Origin of the sequence: Pseudomonas sp. NY15372 (genome assembly GCF_048068215.1) — a bacterium.
In the GTDB taxonomy this organism is placed as follows: domain Bacteria; phylum Pseudomonadota; class Gammaproteobacteria; order Pseudomonadales; family Pseudomonadaceae; genus Aquipseudomonas; species Aquipseudomonas guariconensis_A.
Genome location: NZ_JBLUPY010000029.1, coordinates 1 through 19406, shown reverse-complemented (window position 1 = coordinate 19406; position 19406 = coordinate 1). Strand labels below are relative to the sequence as shown.

Below are 19406 nucleotides of genomic sequence, written 5' to 3'. Positions count from 1 at the left end.
CCCCTCCCCTCAGGACGCCAAGGCCCGCGTCAGTGCGGTGAACCCCGGCCCGGCCAGGACAATGAGCAAGGCCGGGAACAAGAACATCATCATCACGGCCGACATCTTCGCCGACATCTTCGAGACCCGTTCCTGCAAACGGGTCAGGCGCCGGTCGTCGAGCAGGGCCTTGAGCGCCTGCAGCGACTTCATCGCGCCGCTGCCCTGCACCAGCAACTGGCGCAGGATCACGCAGGTGTCGATGAACTCGTCCACCGCCAGAAGCTGGGCGGTCTTTTCCAGCTCCGGGCCCAAAGCCAGGCCCGAGTCCACCCGTTGCAGGACCAAACGCAGCTCCTCGCTGATTTCCGGCACTAGGGTGCGGCCCTCATGGCTGAGTACTCGCAGCGCCTGCTCCACCGCAAGGCCAGTCTCGAACAGGATGCGCAACAGCGGAATCAACAGGCTCACCTCCAGGGCGATGCGCTGCTGGCGCCGCAACGCCGCCACCGCCAATACACGCTTGGGCAACAGGTAGCCGATGCACAGGGCACACAAGGGCAGAACCAGCCAGTGACCGACACGGCCGCCGGCAAGGCCATGCTGCAGCAACAGCGCCAAGGCCACCGCCACCACCGGCAGCCCCAATTGCAGGGCGGCGAACAAGGCTCGCTGGCGGCTGCGGCGCCAGCCCACCCGGTCCAGCAGGGCCTGGGTTTCGCCATCGAGCTGCTGCAGACGCTGGCCCAGCGAGGTACTGCCCAACCAATGCAGCCAGTCCCCAAGGCGTTCCTCACGCACCAACCGCCCCTGCAGGCGGCGGGCGACCAGCTGCCGTGCACGCAACTGGCGCAGGGCCTGGACGCCGAACAGAACGGACGCCGCGAACAGGCACAAGGCACAGAGCAGCAAGGCCATGGTCACAGGCTCCTCATCATGCGCCAGAGCACCAGGCAACCGACCGCCTGCAACACGAAGGCGAACAACAACATCATCTGCCCATGGCTGTCGCGCCACATGGCCAGCAGGTAGCCCGGATTGCCCAACAGGAAGTAGCCGACCATCGCCAGCGGCAGTGCGCCGAGAATCCATGCCGTGACCCGTGTCTCACCGGTCATGGCCTTGAGCTGACGCGCCCCCTGTTCACGTTCGCGAATCAGCTTGATCAGGTTCTCCAGCAGCTCGCTGGCGTTACCGCCATAGTGCTGGTTGATGCGCAGCCCCAGGGCGAACAGGCGCAGCTCGTCCTGCTCGTACAACTCTGCCAGTTCGCTCACCGCCTCTTCCAGGGGCACGCCCAGCTGTACATTGCGCCGCACCCGGCCCATGGCCGAACGCAAAGGCTCGCGGGTGCCGTCGATGCCACCGAGCACCGCGTCGCTCAAGGTACGCCCGGCCTTGAGGCTGCGCACGCTGTAGTCCAGCAAGCCAGGTAACTGGGTGATGATCTGCGCCACCCGGCGGCGATAGCGCAGGCTCAGGTAGAGGTAGCCAAGCAGCGGCAGCCCCACCAGCAGCATCAGCGCCGCGACCCAGCCGGCCAGCCATGCGGCCAGTGCGACCACCACCAGCCAGCCGAGCAGCCATGGACGCAGGCTGAGCTCGCCCGGGGCCAGCCCCGCCCGTTGCAACAGCGGGTCGAGCCAATCGCGCCGGGCGTTACCCGTGCGCACCGCCTGGTAGGCACGCCCCAGGCGCTGGAGGATGCGCTCCTCGCCACGCTTGTGCAGGCCCAGGCGCCACAGCAGCAAGGCGATGCCCAGCAGCAGCGGCGACAACCCCAGCAACAGCGGGCCCATCACAACAGGCCCTCGTTGCGCAGCTTGGCGCCCGCCGGGTTCGGCGCCTCGCGCAGGAAACTGTCGCCGCCGCGTCGGTCAAGGCGGAACAAGGTGTTGGTGACATACACGTCATCGCGCACCCCGACGACCTCGAGCACTTCGCTGACACAGCGGCGCCCATCGGCCAGGCGGGTCAGCTGAATCACCACGTCGAGCGCCGCGCAGATCATCTGCCGCAGGGTCTTCTCGGCGATCTGCCGCCCGGTCAGGCCCACCAGGGTCTCCAGGCGCAGCAAGGCATCCTGGGCGGTGTTGGCGTGCACCGTACTCATCGACCCGTCGTGCCCGGTGTTCATCGCGGTGAGCACATCGAGCACCTCGGCGCCGCGGATCTCGCCGAGCAGGATGCGGTCCGGGCGCATACGCAACGCGTTGCGGATCAGCTCGCTGGCCTTGATCTCGCCATGCCCCTCGGCATTCGGTGGACGGGTTTCCAGTCGCACCACATGGGGGTGATGCAGTTGCAGTTCGGCCACGTCCTCGATGGTCACCAGACGCTCATGGGGCGCGATCATCTGGCTGAGGATGTTGAGCAGCGTGGTTTTGCCGGTGCCGGTGCCGCCGCTGACCAGGATGTTGCAACGGCGCCCCACGGCATTTTCGAAGAAATCGAATATCGCCTGGTCGATGGCCCGCGTAGCCAGCAGGTCGGCACTCTTGAGCATGTCCTGGCGGAACTTGCGGATCGACAGGCAGGGCCCGTCCAGCGCCACCGGCGGGATGATCGCATTGACCCGGCTGCCATCGGGCAGGCGCGCGTCGACCATTGGCGAAGACTCGTCCAGGCGCCGACCGAGCGGTGCGAGGATGCGTTGCATCACCCGCTCCACATGGTGCGCATCGATGAAGCGCAGGTCAGTGCGCTGCAGCAGCCCGCCCCGCTCGACGAATACCCGGTGCGGGCCGTTGACCAGGATCTCGGTGACGCTGGGATCGCGCAACAACACCTCCAACGGGCCGAAGCCGGTGAGCTCGTCTACCAGCTCCTCGGCCAGGCGCTCGGTCTCATAGCGCGACAGGGCCAGGTGCAGGCGCGCGATGTAGTCGCCCACCTGCTCCATGACGAACTGGGTCAGCGCCGGCCGTGCGCCTTCGAGCAGGTTGCGGCCGCTGTCCTCCAGGGCGTCGATGACGAAACGGTGCAGGGCTCGCTTGAGCGCCTGAGGGTCGGCCGTGGCATGGCGTGGGCCGCCAAAGGGTTCGTCGGCGCTCATTTGCTACCCCACAGCCGGCGCAGCCAGGTGAAGGTCGGTGTCGGGAGCTTCTCGGAACGCCGTGCCAGGCGCTCGCCCAGGCCTCGCAGGGCCTGGGTCAGGCTCTCGCGCGGAGCCAGCTCGAACAGGCTCAAGCCCTGGTTCTTGGCGTTCAGGCGCACTTCGGGGCTGTAGGGCAACGCCTTGAGCAGCGCCAGGCCATAGCGCTTGGCCAGGGCATCGGCGTCGGGCGCCACATTGCGCAGGTAGCGATCCACCAGCAGCACCGCGTGTTCGAGCTTGATACCGCGATCGCGCCATTGCTCGAGCACGTCCAAGGTGCGGCGGCAGTCGAGGATGTTCTGGTCGGTGTAGACGATCAGCTTGTCGCAATGGCTGACGATGGTGCGCAAGGCTTCGCTGTCGGCTTGCCCGGTGAGGTTGATCACGATGTGCTGGAAGTGCTGGCGCAAGGCGCTGAGCAACATGTACAGCTCGGCCGCGCTGGTCTGTTGCAGCGGATCGTCGCTGTCGGCGTAGGCCAGGATGCGCAGGCCGCCCTTGTCACGGGCGAACGCGCTGTCGATCAAGGTGGCGTCGAGCCTGCGCAGGTGGCGCAGGGCATCGCCGAAGTAGAACGACTCCTCCATCCCGAGCAAAGCCAGGCTGTCGCCGCGCGGCAGGCCGAGGTCGAGCAACAGGGTCTGCTGCCCGCTTTCCTGCACCACCCGCGCCAGGTGGGAGGTGAGCAGCGCACCGTCGGCACCAGGCTGGGCGCCATAGAGCACCGTGAGGCCGCCCAGGTTGGGGTTGCTGGCCACCGCCGGCAGGCGCTTGCCAAGCCGGCGTACCAACCCGGCCACTTCGCTGGCACGCGAGCCGTAGGCCACGAAGTCGCGGGCGCCAGCGCGCATGGCATGCAGCACCAACTGGTTGTCCATGCCATCGCCCAGGGCGACGATCGCCAGCATCGGCTTGGCCTCCAGCACACCTTCGATCAAGGCGCACTGGTTGACCAGCTGCTCGCGGTCCAGGCCGATGAACACCAGGTTGCTGAAGGTCACGTCGACCAGCGCCAGCAGCTCGTCGAGGCTGCCGCTGTTGGCGCCGATCACCTGGCCCAGCGGGGTCAGGGCACCTTGCAGCCACTGCAGGTCTTCTTCGTTGCGGGTAATGGCCAGGTAGGTCTGGTTCAGCTCGTTCATCGCGATAACCCGCTACGGCCTTCGAAATTGCCGTTTTCCAGGAAGAACAGCTGGCCCCAGCTGGGGTCGTAGGTGCGCAGACGCTCGCCCGGCAGCTCCGGCAGGCGCGCATTGGCGGCCAGCGGCTGGACCAGGTGCGGGGTGACGATCATCAAGAGCTCGGTGTCTTCGCGGTTGAGCGTCGACTGGCGGAAGAACGCGCCGAGGATCGGCAGGTTGCCAAGGCCGGGCAGCTTGTCCACGGCCGAACGCGTGTTGCTGCTGACCAGGCCGCTGATGATGAAGCTCTCGCCATCGGCCAGGGAAATGCTGGTGTCGGTGCGCCGCACCTTCAGGCCCGGTACCAGGGTGCCGGCGATGTTCACGGCGTTGCTGTAATCCAGTTCGCTGACTTCCGGTGCCACCTTCAGGGTGATGCGGTCGCGGCTGACCACCGTGGGGGTCAATGCCAGACGCACGCCGAATTCCTTGTATTCGATCGAGACGTTGTCGCTGCCGCTGCTGGGCACGGGGATGGGAATTTCACCGCCGGCCAGGAAGCTTGCGGTCAGGCCGCTGAGCACGGTCAGGCTGGGGCGCGCCAGGGTGTAGGCGAAGCCGCTGTTCTCCAGGGCGTTGATCGCGGCCAGGAAGCGGCTGCTGCCACCGCCCCAGACGATGTTGAACACGTTGTTGTCGAGCGGGATCACCGGGCGGTTGATCGGCACTTCGCCCGGGCTCACTCCGGTGACCGGCACGGTGCCAGGCGATCCGATCAGGCTGTTGTTGGACCCCTTGAAGAACAGCCGCGCCCCGGCCTCCTTGTACTTGACGCGCTGCACTTCGACGAAGCGGATATCGGCCTGCACCTGGCTGGGCAACTGCTCGTCCTGGGACGGCAGCAGCGCGCCTTCGGCCATATCCGCGCTGGCTCTGCCTTTGACGAACAACATGGCCCGGTGAGGCTGCGGGGCGCAGGCGGTCCACAGCATCAGGCTAGTGTTGCCCGGCCCCACCGCAGTCAATAGCACGGCACGCTCGCCGCTGGCCTGGACGTCTGCGACCTTGGGCTCGCCTATCGCCACCCGGGTGATGGTCACCGGCAGGCGCAGCTCCTGCTGCAGGCCCTGGTCCATCTCGATCACCGACGGCAACTCGCCGAACGCCGAGCAGCCATTGGCGGCCGCCTGGGCAAGGGGCACTGCCAGTATCAACGGCAGGGCCTGGCACAACTGTCTGAGTATCCGCTCGATACTACGCATGGCGGCGTCCTTGCTGGGTCACGGAGTCTTGGGAGTGTCGTCGGCCTGGGCGCCGCGGATGATCTGCATACCGGGCGCACTGTTGCCGGGCACCACCGCCTTGGCGATGGGTACCTGGGACAACTGGCTGAAGCGATAGAGTTCGCGGTTGGCGTTTTCCACCTGGGCAGCGCCCTGCGGGTCGGACCAGTAGCGCGCCAGCAACTGCTCGTCGGCGCTGCGCACCGCCAGGCGCAAGGTACCGGCCTGGGCCGCCAGCATCAGGCGGCTGGCCAAGGCCTGCGGCACGGCCAGGACCACGGTCTTGGTGGCGACACCCATCTGGCTGCGCTGCGCCTTCTGTTCGTCGGCGGTCTGCGCCGGGCGGCCATCGTTGGCCAGGCCCGTCTGCTCGCCGACACTGAGCACCCGCAGGGCCGGAAGCACGACCTGGGCGGAGGATTGCGGGTTGTTGTTCTCTTCACGCAGGAACAGCAGCACATCCACATAGTCGCCCGGGCGCACCTGCCCGGCGGCACCGGCCACATCGTCGACCGCCACGGCTACCGCACGCTCGTGGCGGCGGATCATCCGCGCCAACGGCCCACCAGCCTGGAAGCTGTATTCATCGAGCCAATTGCCTGCAGCCAAAGGGCGGCTGCTACTACGCCCCACGGCCTGTTCGATACGTTGGAAAGCACCGGCGGGCACCACCTGCAGGCGCTCGAGCAGCAGGTCGTCCGCGGTCAGGGGCGTATTGGCGGGGATGTCGCGGCGTACCACGACGATCTGCGAACGAGCGGGTTCTTCGACCTTGGCCGGTACCGGTGCGGCGACAGGCACCGTCCCTTGGGCCTGCGCGGGGGCCGGTTGCGCGACAGGCGCTGGAGGACGGCTGAGCACAAGGCCCCAGTATCCGGCCAGGATCGCCGCGACCAGAAACACGCCGGCGAGAACCATGGTCAAGCGACTACTCATATCCGCTAACCCCTTGCACCCACTGCCGAGAACAATGATGGCAAAAAGTAACCATCTTGCTAATGGAAGGTAGCCGAGGGCGTCTGTTTCGCCATTTTTTCAGACCACTATTTCGGGACGTAAAATTGACGCATAGGCAAAACAGCAGCTTAGCGCTCCTGTTTCAAATCAATACTTTAGGATTAATACCTTCTTACATTTGCAGGTTTTCTTGGGTTGGCGATTCTGTGATGGCAAAGGGGTATCACTCAGGCGAATCCCCCGCTACCGGCGCTTGATCGCGCAAGGAGTTGTGCCATGCTGCTGAAACTGTTTGTCCACTGCAAAGTCTTCCTGCAACGCAAGGATGGAGCGTCTGGTATCGAATATGCGTTGATCGCGGCGATGGTCGCGGTGGTGCTGGCGGGGTTCACGACGGACATTTCCGCCCAGGTCGACCGAATCATGGAAGCCATCAAGACGGGTATCACCCCTGCCACTCCTTGAATCCATGCCTGTTGTTTTCCTCTGGAAGGAACCCACCATGCCAACCTCTTCCTCGCGTCAACAGATTCTCCTGGTAGACGACGAGGAAGAGGCCCTGCTCGAACTCGCCGAACTGCTGGAAAACGAAGGCTTCATCTGCCACACCGCCAGCTCGGTCAAGGGCGCCCTACTCCAGCTCACCCGCCACCCGGACATGGCGCTGGTCATCACCGACCTGCGCATGCCCGAGGAGAGTGGCATCGGCCTGATCAAACGCCTGCGCGACCACACCGCCCGGCAGCATTTGCCGGTGATCGTCATGTCCGGCCACGCCGACATGGATGACATCAGCGACTTGCTGCGCCTGCAAGTGCTGGACCTGTTCCGCAAGCCGATCTACCACGCGCGCTTGCTGGAAACCTTGGACAACCTGTTCCCAAAGCCGCGGATGTTGGTGGCGGGCTGAAGCCATGATGTCAATCAGCGCTTTGGCCAACGACACCTGATAGATACGTGAGTTAAAACCCTCCAGCCTCCGCCATTACCCTCCTTTGCTCATTTTTTGCAAAGGAAAGAACAATGAAACATTGGCATTACCTCGGCGTTTTACTCACCCTCTGTCTATCTAGCACGGCTGTCTTGGCCAAAGACATGACGGTGACGATCAGCACGGTCATCAACAACAAAGTCGGCGAGGACCAGTGCATGGACCTGGCGTCCGACAAAACGAAAGTCATATTCAATCGCTGTGACACCTCGCCGACCCAGCAATGGGTCATGCAAAACTCCGGTGTTTTCAGCACCCTCAAGAACAGCACCCTGCCCGATGATATCTGCCTGTTCAGCACTACCAATGGGTCACGTGTGGACATGCGCCGATGCAACAGCGGCACCTATACCTCTCAAACGCTATGGCGTATGACCCCCAAGCCAAACGAGACATTCACGATCACCAGCAAAGTACAGAATGACTATGGCCGTAACGGTCAACTTTCCGTGGACGAAGATGGCAACCTGACGCTCAACGACCCGGCAGGAGCCGTGGGCAATTGGAAGGTGCCCCATTATGTTGCGCCAAAGCGAAACATGAAGGGCGTCGTAAAGGTGCTGTTGCTCAACACCCATTTCACCGGCACCCCCGAGCAACCGACGGAAAGAATCCGCAACGCCCTGTTCGGCGGCAATGGCCCCTACACGTCATTGAAGGAATACCTGAACCTGGCGTCCCGGGGGGCCTTGATACTCGAGGAAGGCAAGACCCTCGACGGCCTGGATATCGGCCCACGCGGTGACGGCTGCAATTACGGCGCCTACCGGAGCAAGGCCCTCGAACTGGCCAGGGCACGGGGTATCGACCCTGCCGAGTACGATGTCATCTACCTGGAACATACCCCCAACAGCAAGTGCAAATATGCGGGTATCGCCAACTATCCGACGCGCCTCGATGCGCCAGGAAAGTACATTACCTCCAACGCAGCCGGCCACAAGTATTGGATGTGGACACACGAGTTCGGCCATACGCTCGGTTTCAAGCATGGCCGCATGCTAGCAAAATGCGCGGCCACGTCGACAGGCGTAAAAATCGATGACAATTGCGTGCTCACGGGCGGGAGCGACAGTACCGATACCATGAGCGGCGGGGGCGGCAGGATGCTCCCGGTCAATTACATGCATGAGGCCGGCTGGCTAACGGACGAAGAACTGCCTGTCGTGGGCAATGGCACTTATACAATCGCTCCGCTGCTCAGTGAAAAAGAGGGCTATCCAGGCATTCGCATTGCCCGCAACGATGCCCACTTTCCTTATTTGGTACTCGAATTCCGCCAACCTACCCATTTCGATCAGGTTTGGCCAGCCGATTCGCCATTCATCAATGGCGTCGTCGTCAGGGCGATCAATCCTTCGGCTTTGACAAGTTCCAATGCCATCGTTAATACGGCACCCGGCTCGAGCGACAGCAAGACATCGCCATTGATGCCTGGAAAGACGCTGCACGATACGTATTCGGGCAAACTCATAACCGTCGACTCCGTGGGCCCTGAAGGCGCCGTAGTCACGATATCCGACGCAACGTAATAGCGCCCTGAAAGATATAGGAGTTAACGCCCCCGTGGCGACCACGTACGCTCACTGACTCATGTTTTTATTGAAGGATTCACACGATGAAATCAATGGGTTATCTCAGCATTTCGCTGGTCGCGGCTTTTCCCTATTTGTTCAATTACCTGTCCATCGACAACGACTTTTCCACAACCGAGCGCGGAGAAAAAGGCCTGGACACTCGCCAGGACCTCCCGTCCAGCGACGCTGCGAACCCCCGGAAACGGGAAGTCGCGGCAAGGAAGGACACAGATCGGAACAGCACTGATCGTCCCTTGCCAGGCGATGTCTGTCTTTTCTCTTCATTCAATGGCAATGAAATCCAGGCTCGTGAGTGCGGCAGTGGCCATTACTCATCGCAAGAACTGGGGGAATTGATAGGCGCAGACGACCGCCAACACGCCCTGCGCAGCACGGTTCAAGTCGAGCGGGCAAGAAGCGAGTCACTGGAGGTCTGCGAGGGCAGGCTCGCTTGAAATGCCACCAGGCTCATAGCGCAAAAGCAAAACGGATGGTCAAGCGCGGTTCTCGCCCCCGATTGTCCAGTGCCACATCCGCCAGCGGCTTGGCCATCTCCAGGGCAAGATTGGAACCCTGCCCATCCCCCAGGCGCAGGCCCACGGCAACGGACGCCATGCGCGCATCTTCCGTATCGAGGCCATTGGACCAGGCCCGGGCGGCATCGAGCACAACATATGGCTGCACCAGCCGCGCCCGTCGGGAGCCGGGGTGAAAGCTGCGGTTCAGCTCATACGCCATCCCCCATCCTTTGTCGCCCGACGCCTGATCGGCGGGGTATCCCCGGCCAAAATGCTGGCCGCCGAACAGCACGCGCTCGCTGTCAGGCAAGTCGTTCGCACTCCAGTAAAAAGCCGCCGAGGCCACCCCCTGCCAATTGCCCGGGAAGGAATCGCTCTGCAACGCACCCAGTCGCAGGCGCAGGAAATCCACATCGCGATCACTGTCGCTGCGCGCGCCCAGCTGATCCAGACCTTGATACACGCCCGCGCTGACGATGCGTAGCCGACCGGCATCCACCTTGCGCCAGTCGCCTTCGAAAGACACGACCCGGGCGTAGGTGTCGCGGTCGTCCAAACGCGCTCGGTAGCCGACATGATCGGTCGCCGTATAGAAACGCCCGACCACATCCAGCCACTCCCCGGGCTTGGCGATCAAGGCCTGGCTGATGCCGATGCCGAAACGCTCGTTCTCCCAGCGTTGGCGCACATCACCGCCATGGGCGAGGCGCATATAGGTACGCGGCTCGCTGCGATAGCGCGAAGCCCAGAGCAGCAACCGGCTGCCTTCGTCGTCCAGGTACTGGCTGTAGTCGAGCCGGTAGAAGCGTGCCTTGCCATCGCCCGGCGGCCACGACACACGCGCCGCCATTTGCTCGGCGAAGCGGGTCTGGGCATGGCTGGCGATGCCTGCCAAGGCCTGGACCGATTCGCGGCTGCCATCGGTCATCGTCAATTGGCCGGCAAACGCTTTGCGTGATACCCGCAATACCAGGCGCATGGCCCCTTCACGCCCCGTGCCTGGGGCCAGCTCGGCCTCGGCACTCACCCCTGGCATGCGATCGATCAGGCCGAGGTAACGCTCGAAGGATTCGCGCGTCAGCGGCCGCTCTGCCGTGAGCTTGCCCAGCAAACGCTCCACGTACGCCGCTGCGGGGCCGAGGTCGCCCTGCAACTGGTAATCACTGATGTAACCCTCCACCAGCACCACCTGCACACGGCCATCGGCAAAGTCCTGGGGGGGCAGGTAGGCGCGGGAGAGGATGTAGCCGTCCTGCCGGTAGCGCTGGGTCAGGCGCTCGGTCACCGCCAGCAGTTCGGCCAACGTCACCTCTCGCCCCACCAGCGGCTGGTAATGCTCGCGCAGTTCGCTCAGCAGGTACACGGTACCGCCTTCGAAGCGCACCTTGTGCACGGGTATCGGCGCGTTCAAGGTCATGAGGCCGTGCTGCTGGCTGGCCTGTGTCGGCACCGGCACACCGTACAAGGCAGGGCGGTAGGCATCCGCCGGCAGGTTCGGCACAGGCAGGCGGCCTGCGACCGCGTCGCTGTCGAGGGCGGGCGGCAGAGGGCCGGCACGGCAGGTCAAGGACAGCATCAGCAGGGTGATGGCCAGAGAACGCATGGAACGCTCCGTGATCCAGCGAAGACGGGGCGCGTCGACACCGCCCTCGGGCTCAAGCTTAGGTGCTGGCATGACGGTCGTCGAACATTTGACTGGCTAGGGCGAAGCCTTTGCCAGGCGACGGTGATATCGGGTCCGGCCCAATCGCGGGACAAGCCCCACCCACCAGGCCTGCGCTGTTTTCAGAGACACCGCCGTACCTGTGGGAGCTGGCTTGCCAGCGATAGGACCGGGGCAAGCCACTCAAGACAGTTGGCTCCCACAAGGGACCCTATGAGAGCGGGCTCGTCCCGCGAAAGGGCTGCAAAATGGCCCCCGGGCGTTCCGGTCACTCGCTGACCTGAAACTCCACCCGCGCCGTCTCGCCACTTTCATCCAGGGCGCTGAGCTCGATGCGCCCGGCCTGCTCGAAACGCACCAGCAGGCTGTCCTGGCCACGGGTTTCGCCCAGAGGCCGACCATTGAGGAACCACCAGCGCTGCCCACCGCCGCCCAGCGCAGAGACATACAGCTGCAACGGCTCGCGGCTGGTGGCCGGACGGCGCAGGTTATCGCCGGGCCGCACGCCGACGATCGACAGGGGTGGCGCACGGGTTGGTGTCTGCGGCGGGCAAGCGTCATCTACCGCAGGCAGGCGCGCGGCACGCCGTTCGACGCGGGGCAACCAAGGCTCCAGGGGCGCCGGCCACAGCGCCACGTCCCGAGCCTTGGCACCGGGGCATCCGGCATCCACGCGCAAACCCCGGTCATTGACCCAGATGGCCTCGCGCAGGCCCAGCCCCAGGGGTTGGTCGGCGGCCTGCAGCGTCGGCGGCGTGGTCCCGTCCAAAGTCCATGCAAAGCGCTGGCGCCGGCAATTCGGGTCTTGTCGGTTCATCGGCTGGCCCAGAGGCCAGCACACAGCCGCCACGCCGACACTCGCCGGCACCCGCGCCACCGGAGCGCCGATGCCTCGCTGGTTGTCACGGTTGCTCAACAGATCGTGCACCTGCAGCATCAACGGCGCCGCCGAGGCCAGGCCGAACTGCCCCGGCACCGGCGTGCCGTCCGGGCGGCCGATCCATACCCCGATCAGGTAGCGCGGCCCGACGCCCACCGACCAGGCATCGCGAAAGCCATAGCTGGTACCGGTCTTCCAGGCCAGTTGCGGACGCTGCACCAGCTCGGCATGGGGGTCGCGGTCCGGGCGGGCCTGGCCGCTGAGGATACGCCGCACGATCCAGGCCGCCCCGGGCGAGAGCAGCCTGCGCTCCACCAGCGGGTCCGTCGGCTGCATGCGGATCCGCGCACTCTTGCCGTCACGGGCGAAAGCCGCATAGCCCCCGACCAGGTCCTCCAGGCGGCTGCCGGCTCCGCCCAGGATCAACGACAGGTTCGGCTCGGCGAGCGGCGGCAGCACCAGCGGCATGCCACCCATGCGCATCTGCGCGGCAAAGCGTTTCGGCCCGTAGGCTTCCAGCAGCTGCACCGCCGGCAGGTTCAGCGACAGGGCCAGGGCAGCGCTGGCCGAGACCGGGCCGCTGAAGCCCATCGAGAAGTTGCCGGGGCGGTAGTCGCCATAACGGCGCGGCACATCCTGTAGCAGCGACTCGGAGTGGATCAGGCCATCGTCCATGGCCATGGCGTAGAGGAACGGCTTGAGGGTCGAGCCTGGCGAGCGCAGGGCATGGATCATGTCGACATGGCCGAAGCGACGCGCATCGCTCAGGTCGATCGAGCCCAGGTAGGCGCGCACCGCCATGGTCTGTGCCTCCACCACCAGCACCGCTGCCGAGGTGCGCTCCGGCAGGCGGGCGCGCCAGCCCAGCAGCAGGTCTTCCAGGCGCCGTTGCAATGCTGCATCGAGGGTGGTGCGAATCAGCGGCGGGCTGTCGGCAGTGTTCAAACGCCGGGCCAGCAACGGTGCCAGCGCAGGCTCCTGACGCGGCGCCAGCAACAAGGCCTCCTCCCGTGCTTCCTGGATGCGCTGGGCCGGCCAGACCTGGTAGTCGGCCAGGCGCTGCAGCACCTTGTCCCGTGCCCGCTGGGCGCGCTCGGGGTGCCGGTCAGGGCGCAGGCGGCTGGGCGCCTGGGGCAGCACCGCGAGCAGCGCCGCCTCGGCCGGCGTGAGGTGCCTGGGCGACTTGCCGAGGTAGGCCCAACTGGCGGCTGCCACGCCTTGCAGCGTGCCACCGAAGGGGGCGCGGTTGAGGTAAAGCTGGAGAATCTCGCGCTTGGACAGGTGCCATTCCAGCTGCGCCGTGCGCCACAGTTGGCGCAGCTTGCCCGGTACGGTGCGGTCGTGTGGATCGAGCAACCGCGCCACCTGCATCGACAAGGTACTGCCCCCGGACACCACGCGCCCGCCTCGCAGGTTCAGCCAGGCGGCTCGTGCCAGGGCCAGCGGATTGACCCCCGGGTGGCTGTAGAACCAACGGTCCTCGTAGGTGAGCAGCGCCTCCAGGTACAGCGGCGAGACCTCGTCGGGGCTGACCGGATAACGCCACACGCCATCGGCATCGGCGAAGCGCCACAAGGGCGTGCCGTCCTCGGCCAACACCACCCGTGCCAGGTCATCGTCCGGCATGGGCAATGGCCACAGACGGTCGGCCAGCCACACGCCTCCCATCACCAGCAGGCCAGCGATGGCGATAATACGCAGGGCCCTTGCGGTACGCGTGGGCAGGCAGGCTAACATGAGCACCGGGAACCGACTGGGCCAGGTAATGGCCAAAGGCTAGGGAACGGTACCCACGCCGATTCGATCATCAGGAAGCAACTATGCATGTAGAAGGTTTTTTCGAGTGGCTGGGCCAGGCACTGGGTTCGTTGATCCGTTTCATCGTCGACGCATTGAGTGGTCTGTTCAACCTGCTGGCCAATGCGGGGGGCAATTTCATCGATGGCCTGGCACGCACCCTGGGCATGGACACCTCGCTGGTCAGCATCCTGGCCCTGGTGGTCGGCCTTATGCTGCTGTACTCGGCAATCCGCGCCTTCATGCGCGCCTCGGTCATCCTCGGGATCGTCTGGTTGCTGCTGGGGTTGTGGGTGTTGAGCTGGGTGGTTCACTGAAGTTCAGGTCTTGAGGTCGGTGGTGGCTTTGGAATCGAGCGCCGCGCGGGCGGCGCGCGATCTCACCAGCACCGAAGTTGCTGCGGCGGACTAACGCCCGCGCACCACCATTTCTCCCTGCCCTTCCCCAACCGCCTGCAGGTTCGGCCGGTACATCGACTCCACCTGCGGCGGCGGCACGCGATAGGTGCCCGGCGTCACCGCCCGGGCCAGGTACAGCAAGTGGCGAGTGCCATAGCCATCGAGCTTGAGCGCCGCCACGTACCGGTCATCACGGTACTCCTGGTGCACCAGGTTGGCGTTCTGCATCGACTCTCGCCACTCCTTCACGGCACTGCTGGCGCTCTCCAGGCTGGCCGCGCTCTGGGCCAGGTTCTGGTTCTCCAGCTCGAGGCCAGCTGGCAACAGGTCCACCACCAACGCATCCGGCACCTGGGTATCGGCCTTCAGCGCCAGGTGTACCAACACCAGATCGCCACTGCGCAGGTTGCGTACATCCAGCGGCTGGCCGTTCATGCCCAGGTACTCGCGGCGCACCTGCATGCCGTTGCCCCCCGCCGGCGGTGCCTGGCGTGGGTAGCCGGAGAGCGTCAGCTGTTGGTAGAGCGTCTCGCTGCCTTGGTTCTGCACGGTCAGCGGCGACCTCAACAGCGGCCCCGTAAGCGTCATGCCCGCCTCGGCATTATTGAACTGGCGAACCTCGCCGGCGCTGTCCAGGCGCGCCTGCCACTGGCCTTCCGGCTTGCCCAGCAAGCCGCGACCCGCCAGGAACAGGGCATTGCGCTCCTGGGTCGACAGCCAGCGGTTGGCGGCCAACTCATCCGAGAGGGCGAACAGGCGCTGGTCGACCTGGTTGCTGGCCAGCGTGTTCTCCTGCAGCAATGCCAGGATCAGCGCCTGGTCACGCAGCTCGCTGCCATAGTCGGCCAGCCAGCCTTCGCCACGGCCGATACCCAGGCCCGCCTGCAGGGCCTGCTGGGCACGTGGCTTATCGCCCATCTTGTCCAGCGCCACTGCCAGTTGCACCAGCGGCAGGCCGGAGCGGGCGTCGCTGCGGCGCTCGAACAGGCTACGCAACGCGCCCAACGGCGCCTGCTGGTTGCGCGACAGGACCAGGCCCGCGTAAGCCTGTACGGCGAAACGGGTGTGGTCGGCATTCTGGCTGTAGTCCACCTCGATCAGGTTGCGCTCCTGCAGGTAGCGCAGCAGGCGTTCGTTGGCCTTCTTCAACGCTTCGGCAGGCACGCCGAAGCCTTGCTCGCGGGCGCGCGACAGGAAGTCGGTGACATAGGCGGTAAGCCAGTATTCCTCTTCGCTGTCCGAACTCCATAGGCCGAAGCTGCCGTTATAGCGCTGCATGCCCAGCAGGTGCTCGATACCCATCTCGATCTTGCGCTTGCGCACCTCGGCCGGCTCGCCCTTGATCCCCAGGCGCTTCAGGCTTTCGACGTCGGCATAGAGCGACGGGTACAGGCCGCTGGTGGTCTGCTCCAGGCAGCCATACGGGTAGGCCTCGAGCGCGCGGATCTGCTCGGCCAGGTTCAGCGGTGGGCGGCTCGAGAGCACCAGGCTGGCCTCCAGGCCCGCAGGCTCGAATTCGGCCAACTCATGTTCCGGCAGGGTCCAGGGCTGGTCCTTCAAGGCGACCCGATAGTGCTTGAGCATCGCCGGGTACGCCGGGCGCACGCCCAGGGTCCATTCCCGCTCGAAGGCATTGCTCGGCTCGCCCGGCAACTGCAGGCCGTTGACCCGCACCACCACCTTGCCTTGACCAAGGCCACCTTGGGCCTGCACCGGGATCATCAAGGTCTTGCGCTGGCCCTCGGCCAGGTTGACGTTCTGCTGCCCCTCGCCGGCCAGGGCCAATTGGCCGGAGGCGCTGACCTGCACGTTCAGTTGCTGGGTACGGCCAGACAGGTTGGCCAGGTCCAGGGCCAGGCTGGTGCGGTCTCCACCAGCCAGGAAACGCGGTGCCGACAGCTCTGCGATCAACGGCGCGGCGACCACGGTCTTGCCTTCGGCCATGCCGAAGTGCTCGTCGGTCCAGGCCTGAGCCATCAGCCGCAGTTCGCCGTTGAAGTCAGGGATGTCGACGCTCGCCTCGCCCTCGCCCTGCTCGTTCAAGGTCACCGGCAGGCTTTGCTGGGCAACGATGGTTACCGTGGTGTTGGGGCGCTTTCCGCCCTTGGCCATGGCCGCGTCGCCACCGAAGGCCAGACTGGCCAGGCGGCCCTGGCCGGCCTCGATCAGTTGGCCGTAGATATCCAACTGGTCGGCGCCGTAGGCCTTGCGGCCGAACAGGCTGGCATACGGGTCCGGGGTCTTGAAGTCGGTGATGTTGAGGATACCTACGTCCACTGCCGACAGCAGAACATGCACCTGCTTCGGCACACTGCCGTCGGCGTTGGTCGCCTTGAACTTCACGGTCAATGGCTGCTTGGGTCGCATCTTCTCAGGCGCCTGCAGGGTCACGGCGAGCTTACGCTCGGCACGGTCCAACGGCAGGTGCAGCACACCCACGGCACGCTTGGGCGTGGCGTTGGCCTTACGCTCGCCGGGGCGTATCACCAGGGCGCTGATGTACAGGTCATGGCGTGCCCATTGCTCGTCCAGCTGCACATCGAAGGTCTTGCCCTCGGCGGGCACCTCGATCTCCTGCCACCACAACGGGCCGTCGCTGGACTCGATCATCAGGTAACCGCTGCCTGCGGCGGGTGGCGTGACCGTGACCTTGGCCGTGGCGCCGTCGGCGTAGGAGGGTTTGTTTAGCGCCAGCTTGACCTGGTCCGGGCGCACCGCGCCGCCCTCGGCGTTGTCCTGGGCGCGGTAGCCGGCCCAGAAGCGTTGGCTGGATACCAGCCCGGTCTGCGGGTCCTCCACCTCGACACGGTAGGGCCCCCACTCCACTTGGAAATTCAGCTTGGCCGTGGCGCCGGCCTGGACGCTGACCGTTTCCTCGCTCTGGGTGAGGAATTTTTCGTTGTAGTTGTAGCTCCAGCCATCGCTCTCGGAGTAGTTCCAGTAATAGTCGCGACGCTCGCGCACCAGGCGCACCTTGAGGTCGTCGGCGGCCAGCTTGTGGCCTTCGCGGTCGGCCACCAGCACTTCGAATGTCACCGGGCCGTCGCTGTCGGTTTCCTCACCCTCGAACAGACCGCGCAGCCCCGGCAGGCGCTCGGCAGGCCAGATCGGCTGCTCCAGGCGCCGGGTGATCGGCCGACCACCGGACTCCTGCAGGCTGGCCTGTACGGTCAGTTGCAACGGCGAACGGGCCTCGGCCCAGCGGCTTTCGATTTCCAGGGTGGCCTTGCCGGCGTCGTCGAGGGTGACCTCGTCCAGCTCCAGGTCCTGGCTGAGTTCGGTCTCGGTGACCGAGCCGAACTGGTAGCCCGGCAGCGCCGGTACTGCCTCGCGCAGCGGGCGCAGGTAGGCCTGGCCACTGAGACGGTTGCCGGCGGCCGGGGCGCCATAGAGGTAGCGGCCGTTGACCTTGATGCGCGCGGTCTGCTCTGGCGAGAGCGGCGTGCTGCTGCCCTTGAGCTCCAGCGCCAGACGCTCGGGCAGGAAGTCTTCCACCAGGAATTCATGCACCTGCTTGCGCCCGCCGCCCAGGTCCATCAGCAGTTGCCAGCGACCGGTCGGAGCCTCGCTCGCCAGTTGCAGCTGGTACTGGAATAGGCCGTTACGGTCGGCCTCCCAGACGAACTTGCGGCTGACCTGCTCGTCTGGCCGACGCACTTCCACGGTCACCGGCTGGGCCTTGACAGGCTTGCCGTCCTGGTCGCGCAACAGGCCGTTGAGCAGCACGGTCTCGCCCGGGCGATACAAATCACGCGGACCGAAGACGAAGAACTGCAACGGGTTGGCTTGGGGGCCGGTGATGTCGAACTCGGCCAGGTCCAGGGCTGCGGTGTTCAGGCGCAGCAACGTCGTGTGCACGCCCTGGGTGGCGATCAGGGTGTCGGCCTTGGCGGTGATCGGCAGTTGCGCATGGCCCTGGCCGTCCGTTTCGGCCTGGGCCAGCAGCTTGCCCTTGTCGTCGTGCAATGCAAGGTTGACGCCCTTGAGTGCCTTGCCGCCCTCCAGGGCCTGGGCGAACACATCCAGGCGATCACGGTAGCGGTGGGCGGAGACGCCAATATCGCTGAGGGTGAACAGGGTCGCCGGCTGCGAATAGTCGTAGGTGCCCGAGGCACGCATCACCGCCAGGTACACGCCCGGCTCCTGCAGCGGCTTGATGCCGGCAATCGGCAGCAACACCGTCTCGCGGGTGTTGCGCGCCGGGTTCAAGTCGAAGCGGCCACTGTAGACCAGCTCGGCCATGTCCAGGGTTTCCTTGGACTGGTAGTAGTACAGGCTGCTGTTGCGCCCCCAGTTGACCAGGAAGCTGGAGAGCATGTCCGGCTTGATGCGGAAGAACTCCACATCGACCTTATTGACGTTCAGGGCGATCACCGGCAGGCCTTCGGCCAGGCGGGTGGGCAACAGCGAGCCGCGACTGGCGAAGCCCACGGTCGGTTGCATGTCGCGGGTTTCCAGGCGGCTAACCGACTCGGCCTCCAGGCGTTTGCCATTGACCGCCAGCAGGCCCTTGTCGACGGTGAGCACCAGCTTGCGCTGCGGCTCCAGGTGACGCAGGCGCAGTTCCATCTGATTGTCGGAAAGCTCCCAGGCACCATCGAGCTTACCTTTTACCGTGTCGACCAGGTGCACCTTGGCGGCGAAGTCCTGCTCGGCGTCCAGCGGCGCGGAGAAGCTGATCGACAAGGTGGCGGCGCCGTCGAGCTGGACTTCCGAGACATCCAGCACGGTAAGTTCGCGGTCGGCGTAGCGCTTGGCGAGTACCGCTGGGTCTTCGCGCTTGGGCGCCTTGGCTTCGGCAGGGGCCGACGCAGCCGGCTTCTCGGCGGGTGCGGGGGCATCCTTCGACGAGGAATCACAGGCACTGAGCAACGCCAGCGCGCAGGCCAGCAACAATCCTTTGTTGAGCATTTGAGAGAGAACTCTTCGGCAGCATGTACGTGAGGGAGGCAACTATAGCGCAACGGTTGGTCGCTTACCTGGCGATGCGCAGCTAATGGGACGCGATTCGCGCCGATCGGTCGCCTGCTCGGTACAATGGGCGCATTTGAGCTTGCAAGGGGCCGCGGGGGCGGCCCCGCCCCCCCGGGGCGGCGGGGCGGGCCCCGGGGGGGGGGGGGGGGGGGGGGGGCGGGGGGGGGGGGGGGG

The 19406-nt window shown here is 65.3% G+C and carries 14 protein-coding genes; 5 read left to right on the top strand and 9 right to left on the bottom strand.

From position 1 onward, the window contains the following. Positions 1-9 precede the first annotated feature (9 nt). From ACNFG0_RS17515 to cpaB, 6 genes are read right to left on the bottom strand one after another with little or no spacing between them, the layout of a single operon-like run. On the bottom strand, positions 10-897 hold the full coding sequence (locus ACNFG0_RS17515; protein ID WP_196154844.1) for a type II secretion system F family protein: 888 nt from the start codon (positions 895-897) through the stop codon (positions 10-12). A 2-nt stretch (positions 898-899) separates the two neighbouring features. Continuing rightward, positions 900-1781 carry a type II secretion system F family protein gene (locus ACNFG0_RS17510; protein ID WP_196146384.1) on the bottom strand — a complete coding sequence of 294 codons (882 nt, stop codon included), beginning with the start codon at positions 1779-1781 and terminating at the stop codon, positions 900-902. Further along, complete coding sequence (locus ACNFG0_RS17505) at positions 1778-3034, bottom strand: CpaF family protein (RefSeq protein ID WP_416765810.1); 1257 nt, start codon at positions 3032-3034, stop codon at positions 1778-1780. Before ACNFG0_RS17505 ends, ACNFG0_RS17510 begins: the two co-directional genes overlap by 4 nt. Then, positions 3031-4218 carry a pilus assembly protein gene (locus ACNFG0_RS17500; RefSeq protein ID WP_196154841.1) on the bottom strand — a complete coding sequence of 396 codons (1188 nt, stop codon included), beginning with the start codon at positions 4216-4218 and terminating at the stop codon, positions 3031-3033. Before ACNFG0_RS17500 ends, ACNFG0_RS17505 begins: the two co-directional genes overlap by 4 nt. Continuing rightward, positions 4215-5459, bottom strand: a complete 1245-nt coding sequence (locus ACNFG0_RS17495) for a type II and III secretion system protein family protein (protein WP_416765808.1) — start codon at positions 5457-5459, stop codon at positions 4215-4217. The genes ACNFG0_RS17500 and ACNFG0_RS17495 overlap by 4 nt, the downstream gene beginning before the upstream one ends. 18 nt (positions 5460-5477) lie before the next feature. Then, complete coding sequence (gene cpaB / locus ACNFG0_RS17490) at positions 5478-6416, bottom strand: Flp pilus assembly protein CpaB (protein WP_416765807.1); 939 nt, start codon at positions 6414-6416, stop codon at positions 5478-5480. A 297-nt stretch (positions 6417-6713) separates the two neighbouring features. Here cpaB and ACNFG0_RS17485 point away from each other — a divergent pair, with 297 nt between their 5' ends. The 4 genes from ACNFG0_RS17485 to ACNFG0_RS17470 all read left to right on the top strand — a co-directional run bounded on the left by ACNFG0_RS17485 (position 6714) and on the right by ACNFG0_RS17470 (position 9457). Further along, entirely contained in the window at positions 6714-6902 is a 189-nt protein-coding gene (locus ACNFG0_RS17485) for a Flp family type IVb pilin (RefSeq protein WP_416765805.1), read from the top strand. A gap of 37 nt (positions 6903-6939) precedes the next feature. Next, on the top strand, positions 6940-7347 hold the full coding sequence (locus ACNFG0_RS17480) for a response regulator (RefSeq protein WP_196146378.1): 408 nt from the start codon (positions 6940-6942) through the stop codon (positions 7345-7347). A 113-nt stretch (positions 7348-7460) separates the two neighbouring features. Further along, positions 7461-8957, top strand: a complete 1497-nt coding sequence (locus tag ACNFG0_RS17475; RefSeq protein ID WP_416765804.1) for a ricin-type beta-trefoil lectin domain protein — start codon at positions 7461-7463, stop codon at positions 8955-8957. An 86-nt stretch (positions 8958-9043) separates the two neighbouring features. Then, complete coding sequence (locus tag ACNFG0_RS17470) at positions 9044-9457, top strand: hypothetical protein (protein WP_416765803.1); 414 nt, start codon at positions 9044-9046, stop codon at positions 9455-9457. Positions 9458-9470: 13 nt separating this feature from the next. On the opposite strand, the gene ACNFG0_RS17465 is transcribed toward ACNFG0_RS17470, so the two are convergent. After that, on the bottom strand, positions 9471-11123 hold the full coding sequence (locus ACNFG0_RS17465) for a ShlB/FhaC/HecB family hemolysin secretion/activation protein (RefSeq protein WP_416765802.1): 1653 nt from the start codon (positions 11121-11123) through the stop codon (positions 9471-9473). Between the two features lie 328 nt (positions 11124-11451). Then, on the bottom strand, positions 11452-13800 hold the full coding sequence (gene pbpC, locus ACNFG0_RS17460; protein ID WP_416765800.1) for a peptidoglycan glycosyltransferase PbpC: 2349 nt from the start codon (positions 13798-13800) through the stop codon (positions 11452-11454). Positions 13801-13883: 83 nt separating this feature from the next. Here pbpC and ACNFG0_RS17455 point away from each other — a divergent pair, with 83 nt between their 5' ends. Then, on the top strand, positions 13884-14177 hold the full coding sequence (locus tag ACNFG0_RS17455; protein ID WP_196146373.1) for a hypothetical protein: 294 nt from the start codon (positions 13884-13886) through the stop codon (positions 14175-14177). A gap of 90 nt (positions 14178-14267) precedes the next feature. Here the strand turns inward: ACNFG0_RS17455 and ACNFG0_RS17450 are convergent, their stop codons facing one another. Further along, the gene (locus ACNFG0_RS17450; protein WP_416765798.1) at positions 14268-19169 is read right to left on the bottom strand and encodes an alpha-2-macroglobulin family protein; all 4902 of its coding nucleotides are present in this window, start codon (positions 19167-19169) and stop codon (positions 14268-14270) included. Between the last annotated feature and the right edge of the window lie 237 nt (positions 19170-19406).